The organism is Streptomyces sp. NPDC006529 (assembly GCF_040611795.1).
GTDB lineage: Bacteria > Actinomycetota > Actinomycetes > Streptomycetales > Streptomycetaceae > Streptomyces.
This window is the reverse complement of sequence record NZ_JBEXPB010000005.1, coordinates 191837-213316: the sequence shown is the minus strand read 5'-3', so window position 1 is coordinate 213316 and position 21480 is coordinate 191837. Positions and strand designations below refer to the sequence as shown.

The window sequence follows — 21480 nt, the reverse complement described above, 5'->3', positions numbered from 1 at the left end:
CCGTAACCGGGACTACCCGTAGCGCCGCGGCGTCCAGACGATCTGCCGCCCGTCCCCGCGCCGGACCACCCGCGTCTGCGACGAGCCGATCAGCAGCAGCGTCCGCATGTCCACCTGCGCCGGGTCCAGATCCGCGAGCCGCACGATCCGGATGGACTGCTCCGGGCCGCCCACATCACGGGCCAGCACCACCGGGGTGTCCGGCGCCCGGTGCTCCAGCAGCAGTTCGCGGGCCTTGCCGACCTGCCAAGTGCGGCTACGCGAACCGGGGTTGTACAGGGCGATCACCAAGTCGGCTCCGGCCGCGGCGTGCAGCCGCTGCGCGATGACCTCCCACGGCTTGAGCCGGTCGGACAGCGAGATCGTGGCGTAGTCGTGGCCGAGCGGCGCGCCCGCGGCCGCGGCGGCCGCGTTGGCGGCGGTGACCCCGGGCAGCACCCGGACCGGAATGTCCGCGTGCTCGTCCTGCGAGGCGACTTCCAGGACCGCCGTGGCCATGGCGAAGACGCCCGGGTCGCCGCCGGAGACCACCGCGACGCGCTGCCCGCGCCGGGCCAGGTCGAGCGCGAACTCGGCCCGCTCGAACTCGACCTTGTTGTCGGAGCCGTGCCGGACCTGGCCCGGCCGTACGGGCACCCGGTCGAGGTAGGTCGTGTACCCGACCAGCGCGTCCGCGTCGGCCAGCGCGCGCTTCGTCTCCGGGGTCAGCCACAGGGGACCGGCCGGTCCGGTGCCCACGACGACGACCTCGCCGACGGCGCCCGGCGCGGGCGCGGGCCGGCAGCCGGGGTTGCCGATCCGGCTCGGCAGCACGGCCACGGCGAAGTACGGCACGGTCTCGGGGTCGGTGTCCGCGAGCATCCCGGTGCGCTCCCCGGCCATCGTCGCGCGCTCGACGTAGCGCGCCTCGGGCAGCCGCCCGGACGTTTCCATCGCCCGCCGCACGGCGGGGAAGGTGCGGCCGAGCTTCATCACCACGGCGGAGTCGGTGGCCGCCAGACGGGCCGTCAGTTCTTCCTCGGGCAGCGTGCCGGGCAGGATCGTGAGCACCTCCTCGCCCTCGACGAGGGGGGTCTGCAGGCGGGCGGCGGCGGCGCTGACGGAGGTGACCCCGGGGATCACCTCGGTCGCGTACCGGTCGGCGAGCCGCTTGTGCATGTGCATGTACGAGCCGTAGAAGAGCGGGTCGCCCTCGGCGAGCACGGCCACGGTCCGGCCCGCGTCGAGGTGGGCGCCGAGCCGGGCGGCGGAGGCCTCGTAGAACTCCTCCATCGCTCCCTGGTAGCCGCCGGGGTGATCGGTGCTCTCGGTGGTGAGCGGGTAGACCAGCGGCTCTTCGATGTGGTCCGCGCGCAGGTGGGCGGCCGCGATCGAGCGGGCGATGGAACGTCCGTGGCGGGCGCTGTGGTAGGCGACGACGTCCGCCTCCGCGATCACCTGAACGGCCCGCAGGGTCATCAGGGAGGGGTCGCCGGGGCCGAGGCCCACGCCGTAGAGCCGTCCGGCCGCGGCTCCCGTACCGGCGGCACCGGTGGTGGCGGGGGTGGTCGTCGCGCTGGTGGCGCTGGTGGCGCTCATTCTTCCTCGCTCGCGATCGCGTTGACGGCGGCGGCGGCGATGGCGCTGCCGCCGCGCCGCCCCCGGACGATCAGGTGGTCCAGCCCCGAGGGGTGGGCGGCGAGCGCGTCCTTGGATTCGGCGGCGCCGATGAATCCGACGGGCACGCCGATGACGGCGGCCGGACGGGGCGCGCCTTCCTCGATCATCTCCAGCAGCCGGAAGAGGGCGGTCGGCGCGTTGCCGACGGCGATCACGGAGCCTTCCAACAGGTCGCGGTTGCGCCAGAGTTCGAGGGCGGCGGCGCTGCGCGTGGTGCCCATCTTCGCGGCCAGGTCCGGTACGGCCGGGTCCGACAGGGTGCAGATCACCTCGTTGTCGGCGGGCAGCCGCTTGCGGGTGACCCCGCTGGCGACCATGCGGACGTCGCACAGGATGGGCGCCCCCGCGTTCAGCGCGGCGCGGGCGCGCAGCACCACGTCCGGCGTGTACCCCAGATCCTTGGTCAGGTCGGTCATCCCGCACGCGTGGATCATGCGTACGGCGACCTGCGACACCGAGGCGGGCAGCCCGGCGAGGTCCGCCTCGGCGCGGATCGTGGCAAAGGACTGGCGGTAGATCGCGGCGCCGTCCTTCTCGTACTCGAACACTGTGTACTCGCTCATCTCTTCAACTACATCTGCCGCTGAGGCTGCTGGGTGTGCTGGGTCGGGTGGGGCTGGTGGAACGCGGCTTCCGCATCCGCTTCCGCGAGGGCGGCGGTCAGGTCCTCGGGGGTGGCCGGTACGTCCTCCCGCACCGCGTGCCCGGCGCGCGGGCCGGCCACGGTGACGCCGTACCCCCGGGGCCCGGCGACCAGGTCCACCCAGGCGCGGGCGCGCGGGTGCCCGCAGCGCCGCTCGCACCCGGACCAGTGCACGGGCAGTGCCGGTGCCGCGGGGACCGGTGCGTCCGGTCCGCCCGCCGCGCCCGAACGGGCCACGACCGCGCGGGCGTCGGCCCGTACGTCGGCCAGCGCCTTCGCGCAGCCGGGCCGCCCGGTGCAGGCGCTCACGTTCTCCCACGGGTCGCCGGGCGCCGTGACCAGCCCGGCGTCGGCGAGCCGGGCGAGGGTGTCGGCGGCCGTGGCCGCGCGGACACCGGGAACGACGATCCCGCGCCAGGGCGTGAGCCGCAGGGTCCCGGCCGCGGCGGTGGCCGTGGCGGCGAGCAGGCGCCACTGGGCGCTGGTCAGCCGGCCCAGCGGGGCCAGTACCGAGAGGGCGACGTGGTCCGGGTCCAGTCCCGCCACCGGACCCGGGCGGGGCCCGGGTCCGGTCCGGCGCCGGAAGCCGTGGGCCCGCTCGGCCGAAATGCCCCGCTCCCGCAACCGCTTGAGCAACTCCCCGGACTCCGGGCGTTGTTCGACGGGAAGCTCGCTCACCCGCCAGGCCTTGGTGCCGGCTTCGTGGACCACGTCGAGGAAGTACCGGGCGACCGTCAGGGCCGCCCGGGGGGCGTCCTGGTGGCCCACGGCGACCGCGTCGGTGTCATCGTGCGTCCACAGCACGGCCATTCCGCGCTTCAGGGCCAGCACGTGCACGTCGGGTGCGAGCGAGGACACGTCGCCGCGTCCGTCGTCGAGGGCGAAGAGGAAGCGCCCGGACAGCGCGGCCGCGGGCCCGCTCGCGCACAGCAGCCGGTCCAGCGCGCCGACCCACGGCGTGACGTCGGGGCGACCCTGCCGGTCGAGCCCGGAGAGGGGCGAGGCGACGATGTTGCGGACGCGTTCGTGGGTGGCCGCTGCGGCGGGCAGCAGTCCGGCGGCGGTCAGCAGGGCGGCGAGTTCGCCGCCGCAGCTCGCGCCGAGGCCGCGCAGCTGCGCGTTGCCCCGCGAGGTGAGGTCGAGGTGCCCGTCGCCGAGCCGGTCCGCGGCGTCGGCCACTGCGGCGGCGGCATCCGCCGTGAGCAGACCCCCGGGGATCCGGATCCGGGCGAGGTGCCCGTCGTCCGCCGCGTGCAAGCGCAGCGCGCCGGGGCAGGCGTCGCCGCGGTCCCGTATGACGGGTTCGTCCCGGGATGCGGCGGAAGAGGGCGGGGGCATGGCGGCGAGCATACCCACGATCGGCGCCCGCCGACCTGTGTCCGTCACCACGCCCCGTCCCCCCGGCCACGCCCCGCCGCCCCGGGCTCTGCCCGCCCGCATGCCGTCGCCGCGCCCCGGCCCGACCTGGCCCGGCACGCCCGCATGCCACCGACCCGGCCCGGCCTGGCCCGGCACGCCCCCATGCCACCGACCCGGCCCGGCGCACGCCCAGATGCCGCCGGCCCCGCGGCCCGGGCCTGCGCGCCCGTCAGCCGCCGGTGCGTTGGCGACTGCCGCCATGTGGAGCCTCCGGCGGCGCCTCAAACGCCGGCGAGGCTGAAATTTGCCCGCATCCCGGCGCAGCCAATTCCAGCCCCCACACCCTGGCCACACAACCACCCCAGTCCGATCCGGCCTGCCCGGCACCCCGGTCGCCAAAATCAGCCCGCCCGGCGTTTGAGGGCCCGCCGGAGGCCCCACCACCCGCACCCGCCAACACAGCCAAGGCCACCACCACCCCGGCCCAACGACCCACCCGCCTGCCAATCCCAGCCCGCCCAACACCCGCAGCCACACACCCACCCCCAGCCACACCCAGCCCGCCCAGCACCCGCGGCCACCCGACCACCCGAACCAAATCCAGCCCGCCCGGCGATTGAGGGCACACCACAGGCCCCACGACCCGCACCCGCCGCCAAAACCCGGCCCCGCACCACCAAACCCCGGCCCCGCGCCAGCGATCCACCCCGGGAACCGCCCCCACCTGCCATCCGCTCGCCCCGGCACCTAAGATGGCCCCTCGACGGGCCATTCGGCCCGTCATCGCCGAGGACGGCGACATGGGAGGAAGCCCGGTGCGATTCCGGCGCGGTCCCGCCACTGTGAATCCGGCAGCGCCCCACCGCGCCACCGGGTGAGTCAGGAACTCCCGTCGTCCTCACTGCCCGGGGCGCGGAAACCCCGAGGAAGGCCCGCCGCCGCATGATCCTGCTGCTGTCGACGTCCGACACCGATCTGCTCAGTGCCCGCGCCTCGGACGACGGCCCGGTCCCGTACCGGTTCGCGAACCCTTCCCGGCTCCCCCTCGACGACCTCCCCGCGCTGCTCGACGGCGTGGACCTGGTCGTCGTACGCCTCCTCGGCGGCCTGCGCGCCTGGCAGGAGGGGCTCGACCTGCTCCTCGCCGCCGACCAGCCCCGGCCGGTCGTCGTCCTGACCGGCGAACAGGCCCCCGACGCCCAGCTGATGGAGGCCTCCACCGTCCCCATCGGCATCGCGGCCGAGGCCCACGCCTACCTCGCGCACGGCGGCCCGGCCAACCTGGAGCAGCTGGCCCGCTTCCTCTCGGACACCGTGCTGCTCACCGGCCACGGCTTCGACCCGCCCGCGGCCGCGCCCACCTGGGGCAGGCTGGAGCGCGCGGCGGTGCCGGCCACGGGCCCCCGGATCGCGGTGCTCTACTACCGCGCCCACCACATGAGCGGCAACACCGCCTTCGTGCACGGCCTCGCGGACGCCGTGGTGGACGCGGGCGGCGTGCCCGTGCCGCTGTACGTCTCCTCGCTGCGCTCCCCCGAGCCGGAACTGCTCGCGGAGCTGGCGACGGCGGACGCCATCGTGACCACGGTCCTGGCGGCGGGCGGCACCCGCCCCGCCGAGGCCTCGGCGGGCGGCGACGACGAGTCGTGGGACGCGGGCGCGCTCGCCGCCCTCGACGTACCGATCCTGCAGGCGCTGTGCCTGACCGGTTCCCGCGAGACGTGGCAGGAGAGCGACGAGGGCCTGTCCCCGCTCGACTCGGCCAGCCAGGTCGCGGTACCGGAGTTCGACGGCCGGCTGATCACCGTCCCGTTCTCCTTCAAGGAGATCGACGAGGACGGCCTCCCGGCGTACGTCGCCGATCCCGAGCGGGCCGCCCGCGTCGCGGGCATCGCCGTACGCCACGCCCGGCTGCGGCACACCCCGAACGCCGAGAAGCGGATCGCGCTCGTCCTCTCCGCGTACCCCACCAAGCACTCCCGCATCGGCAACGCCGTCGGTCTCGACACCCCCGCCAGCGCCGTCGCACTGCTGCGCCGCCTGATCGCGGAGGGCTACGACTTCGGCCCGGCCGAGGAGATCCCCGGTCTGGTCTCCGGCGACGGGGACGAGCTGATCCGCGCGCTGATCGAGGCCGGCGGCCACGACCAGGACTGGCTCACCGAGGAGCAGCTGGCCCGCAACCCGGTCCGGATCCCGGCCGCCGACTACCGCCGCTGGTACGCCACGCTCCCCGGCGAGCTGCGCGAAGGCGTCGAGGAGCACTGGGGGCAGGCGCCCGGCAACATGTTCCTGGACCGCTCGCGCACCGCGGCCGGCGGCGACCCCGACGGCGACATCGTGCTGGCGGCGCTGCGCCGCGGGAACCTGCTCATCCTCATCCAGCCGCCGCGCGGCTTCGGCGAGAACCCGATCGCGATCTACCACGACCCGGACCTCCCGCCCTCGCACCACTACCTCGCCGCCTACCGCTGGATCCAGGCCGCGGCCGAGGACGGCGGTTTCGGCGCCGACGCCATGATCCACCTGGGCAAGCACGGCAACCTGGAGTGGCTGCCCGGCAAGAACGCCGGCCTCTCCGCCTCCTGTGCGCCGGACGCCGCGCTCGGCGACCTCCCGCTCGTCTACCCGTTCCTGGTCAACGACCCGGGCGAGGGCACCCAGGCCAAGCGCCGCGTGCACGCGACCCTGGTCGACCACCTGGTGCCGCCGATGGCCCGCGCGGAGTCGTACGGCGACATCGCGCGCCTGGAGCAGCACCTGGACGAGTACGCGCAGATCTCCTCCATGGACCCGGCCAAGCTGCCCGCGATCCGAGCCCAGATCTGGACCCTGATCCAGGCCGCGAAGCTCGACCACGACCTGGGCCTGGAGGCCCGCCCGGACGACGACGGCTTCGACGACTTCCTGCTGCACGTCGACGGCTGGCTCTGCGAGGTCAAGGACGCGCAGATCCGCGACGGCCTGCACGTGCTGGGCGGCGCCCCGGCCGGCCCGGACCGCGTCAACCTGGTCCTGTCCATCCTGCGCGCCCGCCAGATCTGGGGCGGTACGACGGCGCTTCCGGGCCTGCGCGAGGCGCTCGGCCTGGACGAGGCCGCGCCCACCCGGACCTCGGCCGACGAGGTGGAGGCCGTGGCCCGCACCCTCGTCGAGGCCATGGAGGCGGCCGACTGGGCCCCTTCGGCCGTCGCCGCGGTCGCCGAGGGCCACCCGGCCGGCGTCGCGGACATCCTCGCCTTCGCCGCGACCGAGGTGGTCCCGCGCCTGGCGGCCACGACGGACGAGCTGACCCACGCGGTGCACGCGCTGGCGGGCGGCTTCGTCCCGGCGGGCCCGTCCGGTTCGCCGCTGCGCGGGCTGGTCAACGTCCTGCCCACCGGCCGCAACTTCTACTCCGTGGACCCGAAGGCCGTCCCCTCCCGCCTCGCGTGGGAGACCGGCCAGGCCCTCGCGGACTCGCTGCTGACCCGCTACCGCACGGACAACGGCGAGTGGCCCGCCTCCGTCGGCCTGTCCCTGTGGGGAACGAGCGCCATGCGCACCGCGGGCGACGACGTGGCCGAGGCGCTGGCGCTGCTCGGCGTCCGCCCGGTGTGGGACGAGGCCTCGCGGCGCGTGACGGGCGTCGAGCCCGTCCCGCTCGCGGAGCTGGGCCGTCCGCGCATCGACGTCACGCTGCGCATCTCGGGCTTCTTCCGCGACGCGTTCCCGCACGTCATCGGCCTGCTGGACGACGCGGTACGGCTGGCGGCGGGCCTGGACGAGCCCGCGGAGCAGAACTTCATCCGGGCCCACGCCCAGGCGGACCTGGCCGAACACGGCGACGAACGGCGCGCGACCACCCGTATCTTCGGCTCGCGCCCGGGCACGTACGGCGCGGGCATCCTCCAGCTGATCGACTCCCGCGACTGGCGCACGGACGCCGACCTGGCGGAGGTCTACACGGTGTGGGGCGGCTACGCCTACGGCCGCGGCCTGAACGGCCGCTCCGCGCGCACCGAGATGGAGACCGCGTACAAGCGCATCACGGTGGCCGCCAAGAACACGGACACCCGCGAGCACGACATCGCCGACTCGGACGACTACTTCCAGTACCACGGCGGCATGGTCGCCACCGTCCGCGCCCTACGCGGCACGGCCCCCGAGGCGTACATCGGCGACTCGACCCGCCCGGAGACGGTCCGCACCCGCACCCTGGTGGAGGAGACCTCGCGCGTCTTCCGCGCCCGCGTGGTCAACCCGAAGTGGATCGAGGCGATGCGCCGCCACGGCTACAAGGGCGCCTTCGAACTGGCGGCGACGGTGGACTACCTGTTCGGCTACGACGCCACGACCGGCGTGATCGCCGACTGGATGTACGACAAGCTGACGCAGACGTACGTCCTGGACCCCGAGAACCGCGCCTTCCTGGAGGAGGCCAACCCCTGGGCCCTCCACGGCATCGCCGAACGCCTCCTGGAAGCGGAATCCCGCGGCATGTGGGAAAAGCCGGACGCGGCGACGCTGGAAGCCCTGCGCCAGGTGTACCTGGACACGGAAGGCAACCTGGAGGCGGAAGCGGAGTAACGCTCCCCCTCTCCCGCACGCTGACGGGCCCATCCGCCCAGGTCACCAGACCTGGCCGGGCGGGCCCGTTGCCGTGACCCCGATCCTCCGGGGTCTTCCGCCGCGGCGCAATCCCTCGTTGGGGGGTGGCGCATCGTCCGGGTGGTTCGAACGCCGGATCACGGGGAGGGAAGCCGGTGGGCCTTGGGGCGTGGCTCCGACTCCGCACATTCGAGCGGGCATTAGCTCCCGGGCGGTCGTGACCCTGTCCTGAACAGGGCCGTTCTAGCGGCGTCAGTTCGCAGTGGCGTCATCTCGGGAGGAATCGTGCGTTCCGTGCGTGCTCAGCGTGTTCGTGTGGTGTTCGATCACGAAGGTCCGCGGAGCGGCTCCGCCGACGTCCGCCCGGGCGGACGCGGCGCGGCGGGGGGTGGGCGCGCATGAGGCTCCTTAGGCGGCCTTCCGTGCCCGAGCGGCCGACCGCCTCCGCCAGCGAGCGGCAGCTCTTCGGCGGCCCCCTGCGCTACGACGCCGGGTGGGCCAGCCACGACTACGCCCAGCTGGAGAGCCGGCTCCTGAGCACCCTGCGGACCATGCCCCGCATGGTCGGCGGGACGCTGCGGCTCGCCTGGGCCACCGACCGGGCCGCCCTGGTGACGGTGGCCGTCGCCGAGGCCGGCCAGGGGCTGACCTCAGCCGTCGGGCTGCTGGTCGTCAACCAGGTGCTGCGGACCCTGTTCGGCGGAGGCAGCCCCGCCGACCGCCTGCACTCCGCGCTGCCCGCCCTGGCCCTGGGCGCGCTGGTCGCCGTACTGGGCGCCGTCCTCGCCTCCCGGTCCACCGCTGCCGCCGGACGGCTGGAACCCAAGGTCGAACGGGCCGCCACGGAGCGGTACTTGCAGGCCTCGATCACCGTGGAACTCGACGCCATCGAGGACGGCGAGTTCCGCAGGCTCCTCGACAGCGCCCAGTGGGGGCCGCCGTCCGCCCGCCGGATGGTCGGCGCCTGCGTGGCCACCCTCAACGGTCTGCTCTCGCTCGTCGCCGCCGCCGGCGTGCTCACCGTGCTGCATCCCGCGCTCCTGCCGCTGCTGGTGCTGATCGCCGCCCCGCGCGGCTGGGGCGCGATGCGGGTGGCGCAGCGGCGCTACCTGTCCGTCATCACCTGGGTGGAGCACGTCCGCGCGGCCCGGCTGATCGGCCAGCTCCTGATCAGCCGTACGTCCGCCGCGGAGGTACGGGTCCACGGCGTCGGCCGCTATCTCCTCGGCCACTACCGCACCATGGCCGAGCACGCCGAGACCGAGGCCACCCGCCTCGCGAAGGACAAGGCCGCCACGGAACTGCTGGCCGCCGCGCTGTCCGGGGCCGCGGCGCTGGTGACGTACGCCGCGATGGGCGCGCTCATCGCGAGCGGCCGGATGGACCTCGCGGTGGCCGGTACCGCGGTGCTCGCCGTCCGGACGGGCTCCGCCGCGCTCGGCGCGCTCGTCGATACCACCAACACCCTGCACGAAGAGTCGCTGTACGTACGGGACTTGGACCGCTTCGTCGAGGCCGCCGAGGGCCGCGCGATCCCCTCCGGCGGCCTGCCGCTGCCCGATCGCCTCGGTACGGTCCGCCTCGCGGGGGTCGGGTTCAGCTACCCGGATCGGTCGGAGCCCGCGCTCACGGACATCTCGCTGAGCATCGAGGCGGGCAGCGTCGTCGCGCTGGTCGGCGAGAACGGCTCCGGCAAGAGCACCCTCGTCAAGGTCCTGGCGGGGCTGCACCTGCCCGACACGGGGACGCTGACCTGGGACGGGGTGGAGGTCCGGGAGGCCGACCGGGCTGCGGTCTTCGACCGGGTGGCGCTGCTCACCCAGGACTTCGAGCGCTGGCCGGTGACCGCCGCTACCAACATCGCCATCGGCCGGCCGGACCCGGCGGAGGCGGACCGCTCGGTCGAATGGGCCGCCGAGGTGGTCGCGGCCGCCCGGTACGCCGGGGCCGACCGGGTGGTGGAGTCGCTGCCGCACGGCTACGAGACCCTGCTCGCCCGGGTGTTCCGGGGCGCGTCGGAACTCTCCGGCGGCCAGTGGCAGAAGTTCGGGCTGGCCCGCACGCACTACCGCGACGCCCGCGTCCTGATCGTGGACGAGCCCACCTCGGCGCTCGACCCGGAGGCGGAGATCGCGGCCTTCGACAGCATCCGCGGCCTGGCCGGTCCGCAGCGGGCGGTGGTCCTGGTGCCGCACCGGATGTCCGGGGTGCGGTACGCCGACGTGATCTACGTGCTGCACGAGGGACGGCTGGTCGAACAGGGCGGCCACGAAGACCTGTTGGCCCTCGGCGGCCGCTACGCGGCGATGTTCCGGATGCAGGCCGGACAGTACGGGCAGCAGGGACCGCACGGGCAAGCCGGGGGGCACGCGAGCGCCGACGGCGGCCCGCCCGTCCTCCCGCAGCAGAGCGCCTGCGCACCGGACCAGGACACCACCGGGACCCCCGCGGGGTGACGTCCCGGGGGCCGCGGCGCCCATGGCATGCCGCGGTGGTGGGGCGCGCGCGCCCCCTCCCGGACGGGGTGCGCCGCGCCCCCCGGAAGCCGTTACGCCCGGTCGGCCGCCTTGCGGCCGCGCCGGGCGAGCACCGACCGGAACACCGCCGAGAGCCCGAGGAGCACGGCGGCCCCGATCCCGCCGATCAGCCAGGGGCGGGTGTCCGGCACCCGCTCACCGGCGATGGTCACCTGCCGGGTGGTGGTCTCCTTGCCGTGATGGCTGACGGCGGTCATGGGGTACGTCCCCACCGCCGTGCCGGCGCGGACCCGGGCGTGCCCCGCGTAGACGGTGCCGCCGTCGTCGCACTTGCAGCCGGGGTCGTCCGGACCGTCCCGGCGGAGCGTCACCGGACCGGCGAAGACGGGCGAGGTGACCACCACGGTCTTCTCGCCGTCCGCGGGCCGGTAGTCGGTGAGGACGATGCGGGCCTCCGCGCCCGGCCGGACGGGCGTCGAGTCGCTGCCGCCCAGGAAGTCCTCCCTCGGGCCGAAGGCGAACCGGCTGATGTACGCCGCTCCCGGCGCGACGACCGTGATCCGGTCGGTGGCGACCGTACGTCCCCCACTGCTCACTGCGACGGGGTACGTGCCGGGGGCGATGCCGGCGCGGACGAGGTAGGTGTGCGCCGGATCGGCGACCTGGCCGGTGCCCGGCGGCCCCCCGGGCGCGGGGACGAACGGAACCGGCTCCGCCAGCGCGGGCGAGGAGACGACGGCCTCCTTCCAGCCCTCGGGCATCCCTTCGAGGCCGACGTAGACCCGCTCACCCGTCTCGATCTGGAGGGTGGTGGCCCCGGAGAAGCCGAGCCGCGGCCCGTCGTCGGCCCGCGGGAACTCCAGCGGACCCGCCACACCCGCCACATTCACCACACCCACCGCTCCCGCCGGCCCCGCCGCCCCCACCGCGACGAGCAGCACCAGCCCGGCCGCCCCCACGACCCTGCCAACCCCTCGGTACAGATACGACACGAGCACTCCCCCTTCTTCCATGGCCCCGGCCCCGAATCCGGACACCCGCCACCGGGCCCCCGTAGCACGCCCCCACCCATCATGCCCGCCCCTCCCCGCCGAGCCCCGCCCACCACCGTCCCGGGTCCCCACCACATCGCGCCCGCCCGCGCCACCGAACCCCGCACGTGTCACCTGAAGAAGTGAACTACCCCTTATCCGACCGGCATCAGGGGTAGGGCCCTGCTGACCTCGTGCGGGGGCGCCGCCGGATCCGCACCCCCGCACGCCCTGACGAAAGGCCGAGCCTCCCGTGACGCAGCCGTTCCAACTGCCGGACTTCTACGTGCCGTATCCGGCGCGCCTGAACCCCCACCTCGAATCCGCGCGCGCCCACACCAAGCAGTGGGCGCGCACGTTCGGGATGCTGGAGGGGTCCGGGGTCTGGGAGGAGCACGACCTGGATTCGCACGACTACGCGCTGCTCTGCTCCTACACCCACCCGGACTGCGACAGCGAGGCCCTCTCGCTCGTCACCGACTGGTACGTGTGGGTCTTCTTCTTCGACGACCACTTCCTGGAGATGTACAAGCGCTCCCAGGACCGCGACGGCGCCAAGGACTACCTCGACCGGCTCGCCGCCTTCATGCCCATGGACCTCGCCGACGGCTTCCCCGAGGCCACGAACCCGGTGGAGGCGGGCCTGGCCGATCTGTGGGCCCGGACCGTCCCCCACATGTCGATGGCCTGGCGCGAGCGGTTCTCCGTGAGCACCAGGAACCTGCTCAACGAGTCGATGTGGGAACTCGCCAACATCAACATCGGGCGGATCGCGAACCCGCTGGAGTACATCGAGATGCGCCGCAAGGTGGGCGGCGCCCCCTGGTCCGCGGGTCTGATCGAGTACGTGTCGGCCGAGGTGCCCGCCCGGATCGCGCACTCGCGCCCGCTCGGCGTGCTGCGCGACGCCTTCTCCGACGCCGTGCACATCCGGAACGACATCTTCAGCTACCAGCGCGAGGTGGCCGACGAAGGCGAGCTGTCCAACGCCATCCTGGTGCTGGAGACCTTCCTGGACTGCACCACCCAGGAGGCCGCCGAGGCCTCCAACGACCTGCTCACCTCGCGGCTCCAGCAGTTCGAGCACACCGCGCTCGCCGAACTCCCCCAGCTCTTCGCCGACCACGCCCTGGATCCGGCCGAGATCGCGGCGGTCCTCGCCTACACGAAGGGCCTGCAGGACTGGCAGTCCGGCGGCCACGAGTGGCACATGGTCTCCAGCCGCTACATGAACAAGGAAGCGCGGTCCACCACTCCGCTCACCCTGCCCTTCCTGCCCTCCGGGCTCGGCACCACCGCCCTGGACGTCCGCTCGGTGTTCGCCCCGCGCGCCCACGACCTGCGCCGTCGCAGCTTCACCCACGTCCCCTTCGAGCGCACCGGCCCGTCCGTGATCCCGGACATCCGCATGCCCTTCCCGCTCGAACTCAGCCCCCACCACGCCCACGCGCTGGAGGAGTCGGTGGCCTGGTGCCACCGGATGGGCATGCTCGAACCGCAGCCGGGCGATCCCGCTTCCGCCATCTGGACCGAAGAGAAGTTCCGGGGCTACGACTTCGCGCTCTGCTCCGCCGGGATCGACCCGGACGCCACGCCCGAAGCCCTCGCGCTGAACGCGTGCTGGCTGAGCTGGGGAACGTACGGGGACGATTACTACCCCGTGGCCTTCGCGCACCCCAAGAACCTGACCGCCGCCAAGGCGGCCACCGCGCGGCTGATCGGCATGATCCCGGTGGATCCCGCCGAGGCGCTGGTGCCGGTGACCGCCATGGAGCGCGGGCTCGCCGACCTGTGGCTGCGGACCGCGGCCGACATGGACGAGACGGTGCGCGGCGAGTTCCGGGCCACGCTGGTGGACATGATGTCGAGCTGGCTGTGGGAGGTGGAGAACCAGATCCTGAACCGGATCCCGGACCCCGTCGACTACGCCGAGATGCGCCGCGCCACCTTCGGCAGCAACCTCACGATGTACCTGTGCCGGCTCGGACAGGCCGGCCGCGGCATCCCGGAGGACATCTACCGGTCGGGGATCATCCGGTCCCTGGAGAACGCCGCGGCCGACGCGGCGTGCCTGATCAACGACATCTTCTCCTACCAGAAGGAGATCGAGGTCGAGGGCGAGGTGCACAACTACGTGCTCGTCACCCGGAACTTCTTCGACATCGACTACCCCCGGGCCCTGCACATCTGCCACGCCCTCCAGGCGCAGCGCACCGAGGAGTTCGAGCACATCGCGCGCACCCAGCTGCCGCTCCTCTACGACGACTGGAAGCTCGACGCGCAGGCCCGGGCCGGACTCGACGCCTATGTCCACGAGCTCCAGGACTGGCTCGCGGGCATCCTCAACTGGCACCAGAAGGTGAAGCGTTACCGCGCGGAGGACCTGCACGCGTTGCCGCAGGGCCCGGGTCCCGGGTTCACCGGCGCCTCCGGGGCGGCGGGCACCTCGGTCTTCCCCCGGCTCGGTGCGGACTTCGGGATGTCCGCGGTCAGGGCGATCGACGCACTGCGGGCCGCGCCGACCCCCTAGAACTCGTCGGAGGTGTGCGGCAGGACACCCGTCCGCAGGGCGTCGTCCAGGGCGGCCGCCGCACCCGGTGTGCGTTCCTCGACGAGGCCCGCGCGCACCAGTTCCGCGACCCGGGTCCCGCCGAGGTAGCAGGCCGCCAGGTCGCGGACGTCGAGCGCCAGGTCCGCGGCCGCCCCGGTGGTCTCGTACGCCGCCCCGTCCGGCCCCGCCGCCAGCCGGAACCGGCCCGCGTTGGCGGGCAGGCGCCCGTCGGCCACCTCCAGCACGAGGTCGACGGGCGCCGCCCACGACCGCGCGGTCAGCGCCGCGCGTACGTCGACCAGCCGCAGCCACAGCGCCGGGTACTGGCCGGTCACCCGTACCTGGTCGCGGTCGGCGGCGAAGTGCAGCAGGGGATCGTCCAGCGGGCGGTTGTGGGCGACCACCCTCCCGGTCAGGTCCAGGGCGGCCAGGCAGCTCCACAGGGCGGCGGCCACGGCCGGGGTGTCCGCCTCCAGCTCGTCGACCCGGACCAGTCCGGGGGCCTTGAGGGGCCCGCCGTCCCCCTCCGGCTTCGTGCGGTAGAGGACGTATCCGGCGAGCGGCTCCCCCGCCTCCCCCAGCGCGATGATCCGCGGCGGGCTGAGCTCCTCGTCCTCCTCGTCCTCCTCGCGCAGCCATTCCTCGCGCCAGCGGTAGGCGTCGCGGGTGGGACGTCCGGCGCGCCGGGCGCGGGAGGCCTCGTGGTGGGGGCCGAGCACGTCCGGCGCGTCCGCCGGGTCGATCAGGCGCAGCGGGCGCCCGTCGGGGCCGACGCGCAGGGCGAGCGGGCGGGTCGAGTCGATCTCGATGGTGGCGCCCTGGGTCGCCGAACCGTAGCCGAAACGGCCGTAGATGAGGGATTCGGAGGCCCAGAGCGCGGCGACGGGGCGCCCGGAGTCGGCCGTGCGGCGCAGCATCTCCTCCATCAGCGCGGTGAGCACGCCGCGCCGCCGGTGGGTGGGGGCGACGGAGACGAAGGTGATCCCGGGACAGGGCAGGTCCGCCCCGGGCACCGAGAGCCGGAAGCGGTGCGCGGCCATGAAACCGACCAGCGCGTCCCCGTCGTAGGCGGCGAGCCGCTCGCAGCCGAGCAGCATCGTGCGGTGGTGCGCGCGCACTTCCTTCGCGGGGCGGTCGTGGAAGACCATGTACGCGAGTTCCAGGGCCCGGTCCACATCGGACTCGGGCACCTCACGAATCTCCACCGTCTTGTCTCCGCTCCGCTCCGCCCGCATGTCCGCCATGATCGGGAGACTAATCGCTCACGGATGGACCGGTCACCGCAAAATGGCTGGATTCGCCCGCCTGACGAGTTCGAGCGCCTGCTGCGGGAACCAGTCACCGGCCGGGGGTCCGGCGGTCCCGCGTTCGGGGTCCAGCGGGCCCGCGGTGCCGCGCAGGCAGGCGCCGTCCGAGGCGCCCGGGGTTTTGATCCAGAACCGGGCGTCCTCCAGCGGGTCGCCGGTGGCGGTGGTGGGGCGGGCGCCGAGGCCCCGGCCGGGCGGGTTGCACCAGTCCTGCGGGTCGCGGTACCGGCCCGCAGGTGCGGTCCAGGCGCCCCTGCCGTTGCGGCTGGTGTCGCTGACGTAGTGCTTCATCCGGGCCCGGGCGGCGGTGCCGGGGTGCGTGGCGAGCCAGGCGCGGGCCTCGGCGCGCGGACGCCACTGGTCGGGGCAGTCGGTGGCGAGGCCGCCGGTCTCGACGTGGGCGAGGCAGGCGGAGACGAGGGTGGCGAACCAGCTGGTGGCCTCGTCCGACTGGTAGTGGGCGACGTTGACGGCGAAGCCGGTGGCGGCCGCGATCCCCGCCTGCCGCAGTCGGGGGACGATGGTGTGCACGGGGTGCCAGGCCGCGTGTCCCGCGTCGAGGTACACGGCGGTGGCGGGCCCGGCCTCCAGGACGCGGGCGGCGTACCCGATCTGCGCGAGGCGGGCGGCGGTCCGGCGTCCGGCCGTCTCCTCCGCGGAGCGGACGGCCGCGCCGTCGGCGCCGCCCGTCGCGGGGGCGCATTCCCGCGGCAGCAGGGCCAGCGAGTCGGGCTCCAGGATCACGCTCGCCGGGCGGTCGCCGATGCCGCGGGCGACCGCGTCGACCCAGGCGCGGTAGGCCGCGCCGTCCCTGGCGCCGCCCGCGGAGTACTGCCCGCAGTCCCGCCCGGGCACGTTGTAGAGGACCAGCACGGGCAGCGCCCCCTGTCCGGCGGCGGCCTCGGTGACGGCCCGCGCCTCGGCTTCCGCGCGGGCGGGGCTCTGGTCGCCGAGCCAGACGGCGTGCGGGGTGGCGGCCATGGCGGTGATCCCGGCGGCCTCCCGGAGGTGGCCGGCGGCGGCCAGTTCCCGCGCCTGGACGGCGGCTCCGGGGTGGGCGGGGGGCACGAAGAGCGTCCGGCCGTGGCCGGTGGCGGCCCGGACCGCTGCGGGCGCGGTGAGGGGCGGCGGGGCGGTGCGGGCGGTCGCGGACGCCGGCGCGGTGAGCGCGGCGAGGACGGCGACGAGCAGGCCCGTGCGGGCGAGGTGTCGGTGGCGCATGCCCGGCGACGCTCGCGCAGCCGCGCCGCCCGGGTCAAGGGCGGTTACCCGGGCGGCGGTACGGAGCAACCCGTGCGGGTCGCGCGCGTGGGCGTACGGCGGGGGCGGGCCGGGACGGAGCGCGCGCCGGGCGCAGGGATCACCGCGCGCCGGGCGCGTACGGTCCGGCGCGCGGGGCGCCCGTACGGATCGGCGCGCCCCCCGCGTACGGACCGGCGCGCCCCGCGTACGGACCGCCCCGCGCACCGGGGCGTACGGCTCAGCGGGCGGCCGGACGGATCAGCGGGCGGCCGGGCCCGTCCAGCCCGCCGGGACGTGGCCGAGCCGGACCCGCTGGGGGTGGTCACCGACGGGGACGGAGACCCGCTTGGTCCCGGTGGCGAAGTCGATGGCCGTGACCCGGTCGGCGCCGCTCTCGGAGATCACGCAGCCGGTGCCGTCACCGTCGACGGTGGCCCAGTACGGCTTGTCGGCGGCCACCAGCGGGCCCTCGGCGAGGGTCGCCCGGTCCACGACCGTGGCGTAGTCGTCCATGGTTCCCGCGATGCAGAGCTTGGCACCGTCGGGGCTCATCGACATGCCGTGGTGACGGGAGTCGTTGACCCAGGTCGTGCGGTCGGTGTTGGTGGCCGGGTTGGTGGGGAGGGTCTTGATCCGGGTGATCTTGTCGGTGGCCACGTCGTACTCCAGGAACCCGTTGAAGAAGGAGACCTGGAAGTAGAGCTTCGACTCGTCGGGGCTGAACGACATGGGGCGGATCGCGTCGGAGAGGTCCGGTCGGCCGAAGGCGTCGAGGCGCTCGCGCATGTCGATGACGCGGACCGTGCGGAAGGTCTGCGTGTCGACGACGGTGATCTTCCGGTCGCCCTTCGTCCAGTCCAGCCAGGACGCGTCGAGGGCGGAGGTCACGTCCCCGATGGAGCTGTTCCACAGGTAGCGGCCGTCGTGCGTGAAGGTGTTCTCGTGCGGTTTGTCGCCGGTGGCGAAGGAGCCGAGCTGGCGGCCGGTGGCGATGTCGAGGACGTGCACGGTGTTGGCGGTGGAGGCGGAGACGGCGACCCGGCTGCCGTCCGGCGAGACCGCCATGTGGTCGGCCCGGTAACCCGCCACCGGGAAGCGCCAGTTGAGCCGCCCGGTGCGCACGTCGACGGAGACGACATCGGCGAAGCTGGGGCGGGAGACGACCACGGCGCTGCCGTCCGGGGTGGTGTACATGTCGTCCACGAACTGGTCGTGGCCCTCACCGGCGGTGCCGCGGATCCCCAGGAAGAAACCGAGCTTCACGGGGTTCAGGTAGATCTCCCGCAGCCGCTCCTCCTTGTCCGGGATCACGTTGATCCGGCCGACCTTGCCGAGGCTGCCGGTCGAGGCGAGGACATCGGCGGTGCCCTCCCAGTTGTTCCCGACGAAGAGCACCTCGCGCAGGGCCGGGTCGGCGGTGGCGGTGGCGGCCGCGGGCGCCGGGCCCGCCGTGAGCAGGGCGGCGGCCAGGGCGCTGACGGCCGCGAGGACGCGTAACGAGGAGGTCCGGGACATTCGCTCAACTCCGTGGGGAAAAGGCGCTGTTACCGGCCGGTAAAATAGGCCCCACGGTCAAAGGGCGCAACCCCCAGGGGGTCAGGCCCTTGCGTCAGTCCCGCGGCTCACCCTGTCAGGCGACGGCGCCTATCCGGCCGACCACGGGGGCGGAGCCGTCGTGGTGGATCGGTGTGTGGGCGCCGGTGAGGGCGCGTCCGCTGCCGCCGCGCCGGATGGCGACGATCTCCGCCGCGATGGACAGCGCGGTCTCCTCCGGGGAACGCGCCCCCAGATCCAGACCGATGGGCGAACGCAGCCGGGCCAGCTCCCGCTCGGTCACACCCACCTCCCGCAGCCGCGCGTTGCGGTCCTCGTGCGTACGCCGCGAACCCATCGCACCCACATAGGCCACGGGCAGCCGCAGCGCCAGTTCCAGCAGCGGTACGTCGAACTTCGCATCGTGCGTCAGCACGCACAGCACCGTACGGGCATCCACACCGGTGGCCGCCAGATACCGGTGCGGCCAGTCCACCACGATCTCATCGGCCTCGGGGAAACGGTTCCACGTGGCGAACACCGGCCGCGCGTCGCACACCGTCACGTGGTACCCGAGGAACTTCCCCACCCGCACCAGAGCCGAAGCGAAATCGATCGCCCCGAACACGATCATCCGCGGCGCCGGCACGCTCGACTCCACCAGCACGGTGACCGGACGCCCGCACAGCCCACCGTCGGCCCCCATCTCCAGCGTCCCGGTCCGCCCCGCGTCCAGCATGGCGCGCGCCTCCTCGGCGACCGTGCGGTCCAGCTCCGGATGGCCGCCCAGGGTGCCCTCGTGGGGCCCCTCGGGGCGGACCAGGATCGCCCGGCCCATCAGCTCGGCCGGACCGTCCGCGATCCGGGCGACCGCGGCGGCCTCACCCCCGGCGGCGGCGGCCAGCGCGGCCTCGAAGACCGCCCGGGCGGGTGACCCCACGGGGAGCGGAGTCACCAGGATGTCGATGATTCCGCCGCAGGTCAGACCCACGGCGAAGGCATCGTCGTCGCTGTACCCGAAGCGCTCCTGGACGGTCTTCCCGTCTTCCAGCGCCTGCCGGCACAGCTCGTACACCGCACCCTCCACGCAACCGCCGGAAACCGAACCGATCGCAGTGCCCTCGCCGTCGACGGCGAGGGCCGCACCGGGCTGCCGGGGCGCGCTGCCGCCGACCGCCACGACCGTGGCGACGGCGAAGTCGCGTCCCTGCTCGACCCACCGGCTGAGTTCTTCGGCGATGTCCAGCATTGCGGCCTCCTCGGAGGTTCGGTGTCCGGTGACGGGATGGCGTGGAGGGTCAGGAGTCGTACGCCCGACCCGGGTGGCTCAGCTGACGCCGAGCCAGCCCTCGATCGGGTGGAGCGCGTAGAAGATCACGAAGATCACCGTAAGTGCCCACATGAACCCGCCGATCTCGCGGGCCTTGCCCTGGGCCACCTTGATGGCGACGTAGGCGATGACGCCGGCGGCGACACCGGCCGTGATCGAGTAGGTGAAGGGCATGAGCACGACGGTCAGGAAGACCGGGATGGCGGTGGCCGTGTCGGACCAGTCCACGTGGCGGGCGTTCTGCATCATCATCGCGCCGATGACGACCAGGGCGGCCGAGGCGACCTCACCCGGGACGATCTGGGTGATGGGGGTGAAGAAGAGGCAGGCCGCGAAGAGCAGGCCCGAGATGACGGAGGCGAAGCCGGTACGGGCGCCCTCGCCGACGCCGGTCGCGGACTCGACGAACACGGTCTGGCCGGAGCCGCCCGCGACGCCGCCGATGGCGCCGCCGGCACCGTCGATGAACAGCGCCTTGGACAGGCCCGGCATGCGGCCCTTGTCGTCGGCGAGCTTGGCCTCGGTGCCGACGCCGATGATGGTGGCCATCGCGTCGAAGAAGCCGGCCAGCACCAGGGTGAAGACGATCATGCCGACCGTCATCACGCCGACGTCGCCCCAGCCGCCGAACTCGACCTTGCCGAAGAGCGAGAAGTCGGGCATGGACACCGCGGAGCCGGACAGCTCCGGGGCGCCGCTGCGCCAGGCCTTGGGGTCGATGTCCGCCACCGCGTTCAGGATGACGGCGAGGACGGTGCCGGAGACGATGCCGATCAGGATCGCGCCGGGCACCTTGCGTGCCTGCAGCATGAAGATGGTCAGCAGGGTCACGGCGAAGATCAGGACGGGCCAGCCGGCGAGTTCGCCGGTCGCGCCCAGGCTCACGGGCGGCCCGAATTCGGAGCCGTGGCCCACGAAGCCGGCCTTCACGAGGCCGATGAGGGCGACGAACATGCCGATGCCCATGGTGATGGCGTGCTTGAGCGCGAGGGGGATCGCGTTCATGATCATTTCGCGGAGGCCGGTGACGACCAGGAGCATGATCACCACGCCGTACATCACGCACATGCCCATGGCCTGCGGCCAGGTCATGTTCGGTACGACCTGCGAGGAGAGCACACCGGACACGGAGAGGCCGGCCGCGAGGGCCAGCGGCACCTTGCCTACGAAGCCCATCAGGAGGGTGGTCACGGCGGCGGCGAAGGCCGTGGCCGTGATCAGCGCCTTCTGGCTGAGGGTGTCGCCCGCGACGTCCTTGCCGGAGAGGATCAGGGGATTCAGCAGGAGGATGTACGCCATCGCCATGAAGGTGGTGACACCGCCGCGCACTTCGCGCGAGACGGTGGATCCTCTGTGCGTTATGTGAAAGTACCGGTCGAGCCAAGACCGCCCGGCGGGGGTGAGAGAGCCGTCGCCGGCCTCTTCCGCGGTGGTCTTGGGCTCCACAGACGACTGGGTCATGGTGCCTAACTCCCAAGGTTCAAAGGGGCACCCGCATGAAGATTGGAGACGCGGGATTTGGGATGGTGCGTTTGGCTGCACGACCCGGGGGACGGCCCGAGACGAAGCGCGTGAGCCGCGGATGCCGCGGCTCCTTCGTTACCACTGGTACTGCGGGGTGAAGCGGGTACTGCGGGTGGGGCGGGTACTGCGGTGGAGCGGGTGCTGCGGTGGAGCGGGTGCTGCGGGTGCTGCGTACTGCGGGGGGAAGCGGACCGCGAGCGGTGCGGTACGTCGTACTCCGGGCGGTGCGACTGG

General features: G+C 73.7%; 12 protein-coding genes and 1 riboswitch. Of the genes, 3 read left to right on the top strand and 9 right to left on the bottom strand.

From position 1 onward, the window contains the following. Positions 1–12: 12 nt before the first annotated feature. Genes ABZY31_RS06935 through cobG form a run of 3 tightly spaced genes read right to left on the bottom strand, consistent with a single transcriptional unit; the run spans position 13 to position 3640 of the window. Positions 13–1578, bottom strand: a complete 1566-nt coding sequence (locus ABZY31_RS06935; protein WP_356405605.1) for a precorrin-2 C(20)-methyltransferase — start codon at positions 1576–1578, stop codon at positions 13–15. Continuing rightward, entirely contained in the window at positions 1575–2222 is a 648-nt protein-coding gene (locus ABZY31_RS06930) for a precorrin-8X methylmutase (RefSeq protein ID WP_356405603.1), read from the bottom strand. Before ABZY31_RS06930 ends, ABZY31_RS06935 begins: the two co-directional genes overlap by 4 nt. A gap of 8 nt (positions 2223–2230) precedes the next feature. Beyond that, positions 2231–3640, bottom strand: a complete 1410-nt coding sequence (gene cobG / locus ABZY31_RS06925) for a precorrin-3B synthase (RefSeq protein ID WP_356405601.1) — start codon at positions 3638–3640, stop codon at positions 2231–2233. A gap of 767 nt (positions 3641–4407) precedes the next feature. Beyond that, a riboswitch (cobalamin riboswitch) is annotated at positions 4408–4571 on the top strand. Between the two features lie 32 nt (positions 4572–4603). On the opposite strand from cobG, the gene cobN reads away from it, so the two are divergent. Beyond that, positions 4604–8230: a cobaltochelatase subunit CobN gene (cobN, locus tag ABZY31_RS06920; RefSeq protein ID WP_356405599.1), complete on the top strand. Its 3627-nt coding sequence runs from the start codon at positions 4604–4606 to the stop codon at positions 8228–8230. Between the two features lie 419 nt (positions 8231–8649). Next, positions 8650–10707 carry an ABC transporter ATP-binding protein gene (locus tag ABZY31_RS06915; protein WP_356405597.1) on the top strand — a complete coding sequence of 686 codons (2058 nt, stop codon included), beginning with the start codon at positions 8650–8652 and terminating at the stop codon, positions 10705–10707. A gap of 92 nt (positions 10708–10799) precedes the next feature. Here the strand turns inward: ABZY31_RS06915 and ABZY31_RS06910 are convergent, their stop codons facing one another. Then, complete coding sequence (locus ABZY31_RS06910; RefSeq protein WP_356405595.1) at positions 10800–11720, bottom strand: hypothetical protein; 921 nt, start codon at positions 11718–11720, stop codon at positions 10800–10802. A 292-nt stretch (positions 11721–12012) separates the two neighbouring features. On the opposite strand from ABZY31_RS06910, the gene ABZY31_RS06905 reads away from it, so the two are divergent. Further along, positions 12013–14289: a germacradienol/geosmin synthase gene (locus tag ABZY31_RS06905; RefSeq protein ID WP_356405593.1), complete on the top strand. Its 2277-nt coding sequence runs from the start codon at positions 12013–12015 to the stop codon at positions 14287–14289. Here the strand turns inward: ABZY31_RS06905 and ABZY31_RS06900 are convergent. The 5 genes from ABZY31_RS06900 to ABZY31_RS06880 form a co-directional block, all read right to left on the bottom strand. Next, on the bottom strand, positions 14286–15554 hold the full coding sequence (locus ABZY31_RS06900) for a GNAT family N-acetyltransferase (RefSeq protein WP_356405591.1): 1269 nt from the start codon (positions 15552–15554) through the stop codon (positions 14286–14288). The genes ABZY31_RS06905 and ABZY31_RS06900 overlap by 4 nt on opposite strands. Before the next feature lie 33 nt (positions 15555–15587). Continuing rightward, the gene (locus ABZY31_RS06895) at positions 15588–16838 is read right to left on the bottom strand and encodes a glycoside hydrolase family 6 protein (RefSeq protein WP_356405590.1); all 1251 of its coding nucleotides are present in this window, start codon (positions 16836–16838) and stop codon (positions 15588–15590) included. A gap of 279 nt (positions 16839–17117) precedes the next feature. Continuing rightward, on the bottom strand, positions 17118–18374 hold the full coding sequence (locus ABZY31_RS06890) for a YncE family protein (protein ID WP_356405588.1): 1257 nt from the start codon (positions 18372–18374) through the stop codon (positions 17118–17120). A gap of 115 nt (positions 18375–18489) precedes the next feature. Next, a complete protein-coding gene (locus ABZY31_RS06885; protein ID WP_356405586.1) occupies positions 18490–19641 on the bottom strand; it encodes an XdhC/CoxI family protein in 1152 nt (383 codons plus the stop codon). Between the two features lie 78 nt (positions 19642–19719). Then, a complete protein-coding gene (locus ABZY31_RS06880) occupies positions 19720–21183 on the bottom strand; it encodes an NCS2 family permease (protein ID WP_356405585.1) in 1464 nt (487 codons plus the stop codon). Positions 21184–21480: the final 297 nt, after the last annotated feature.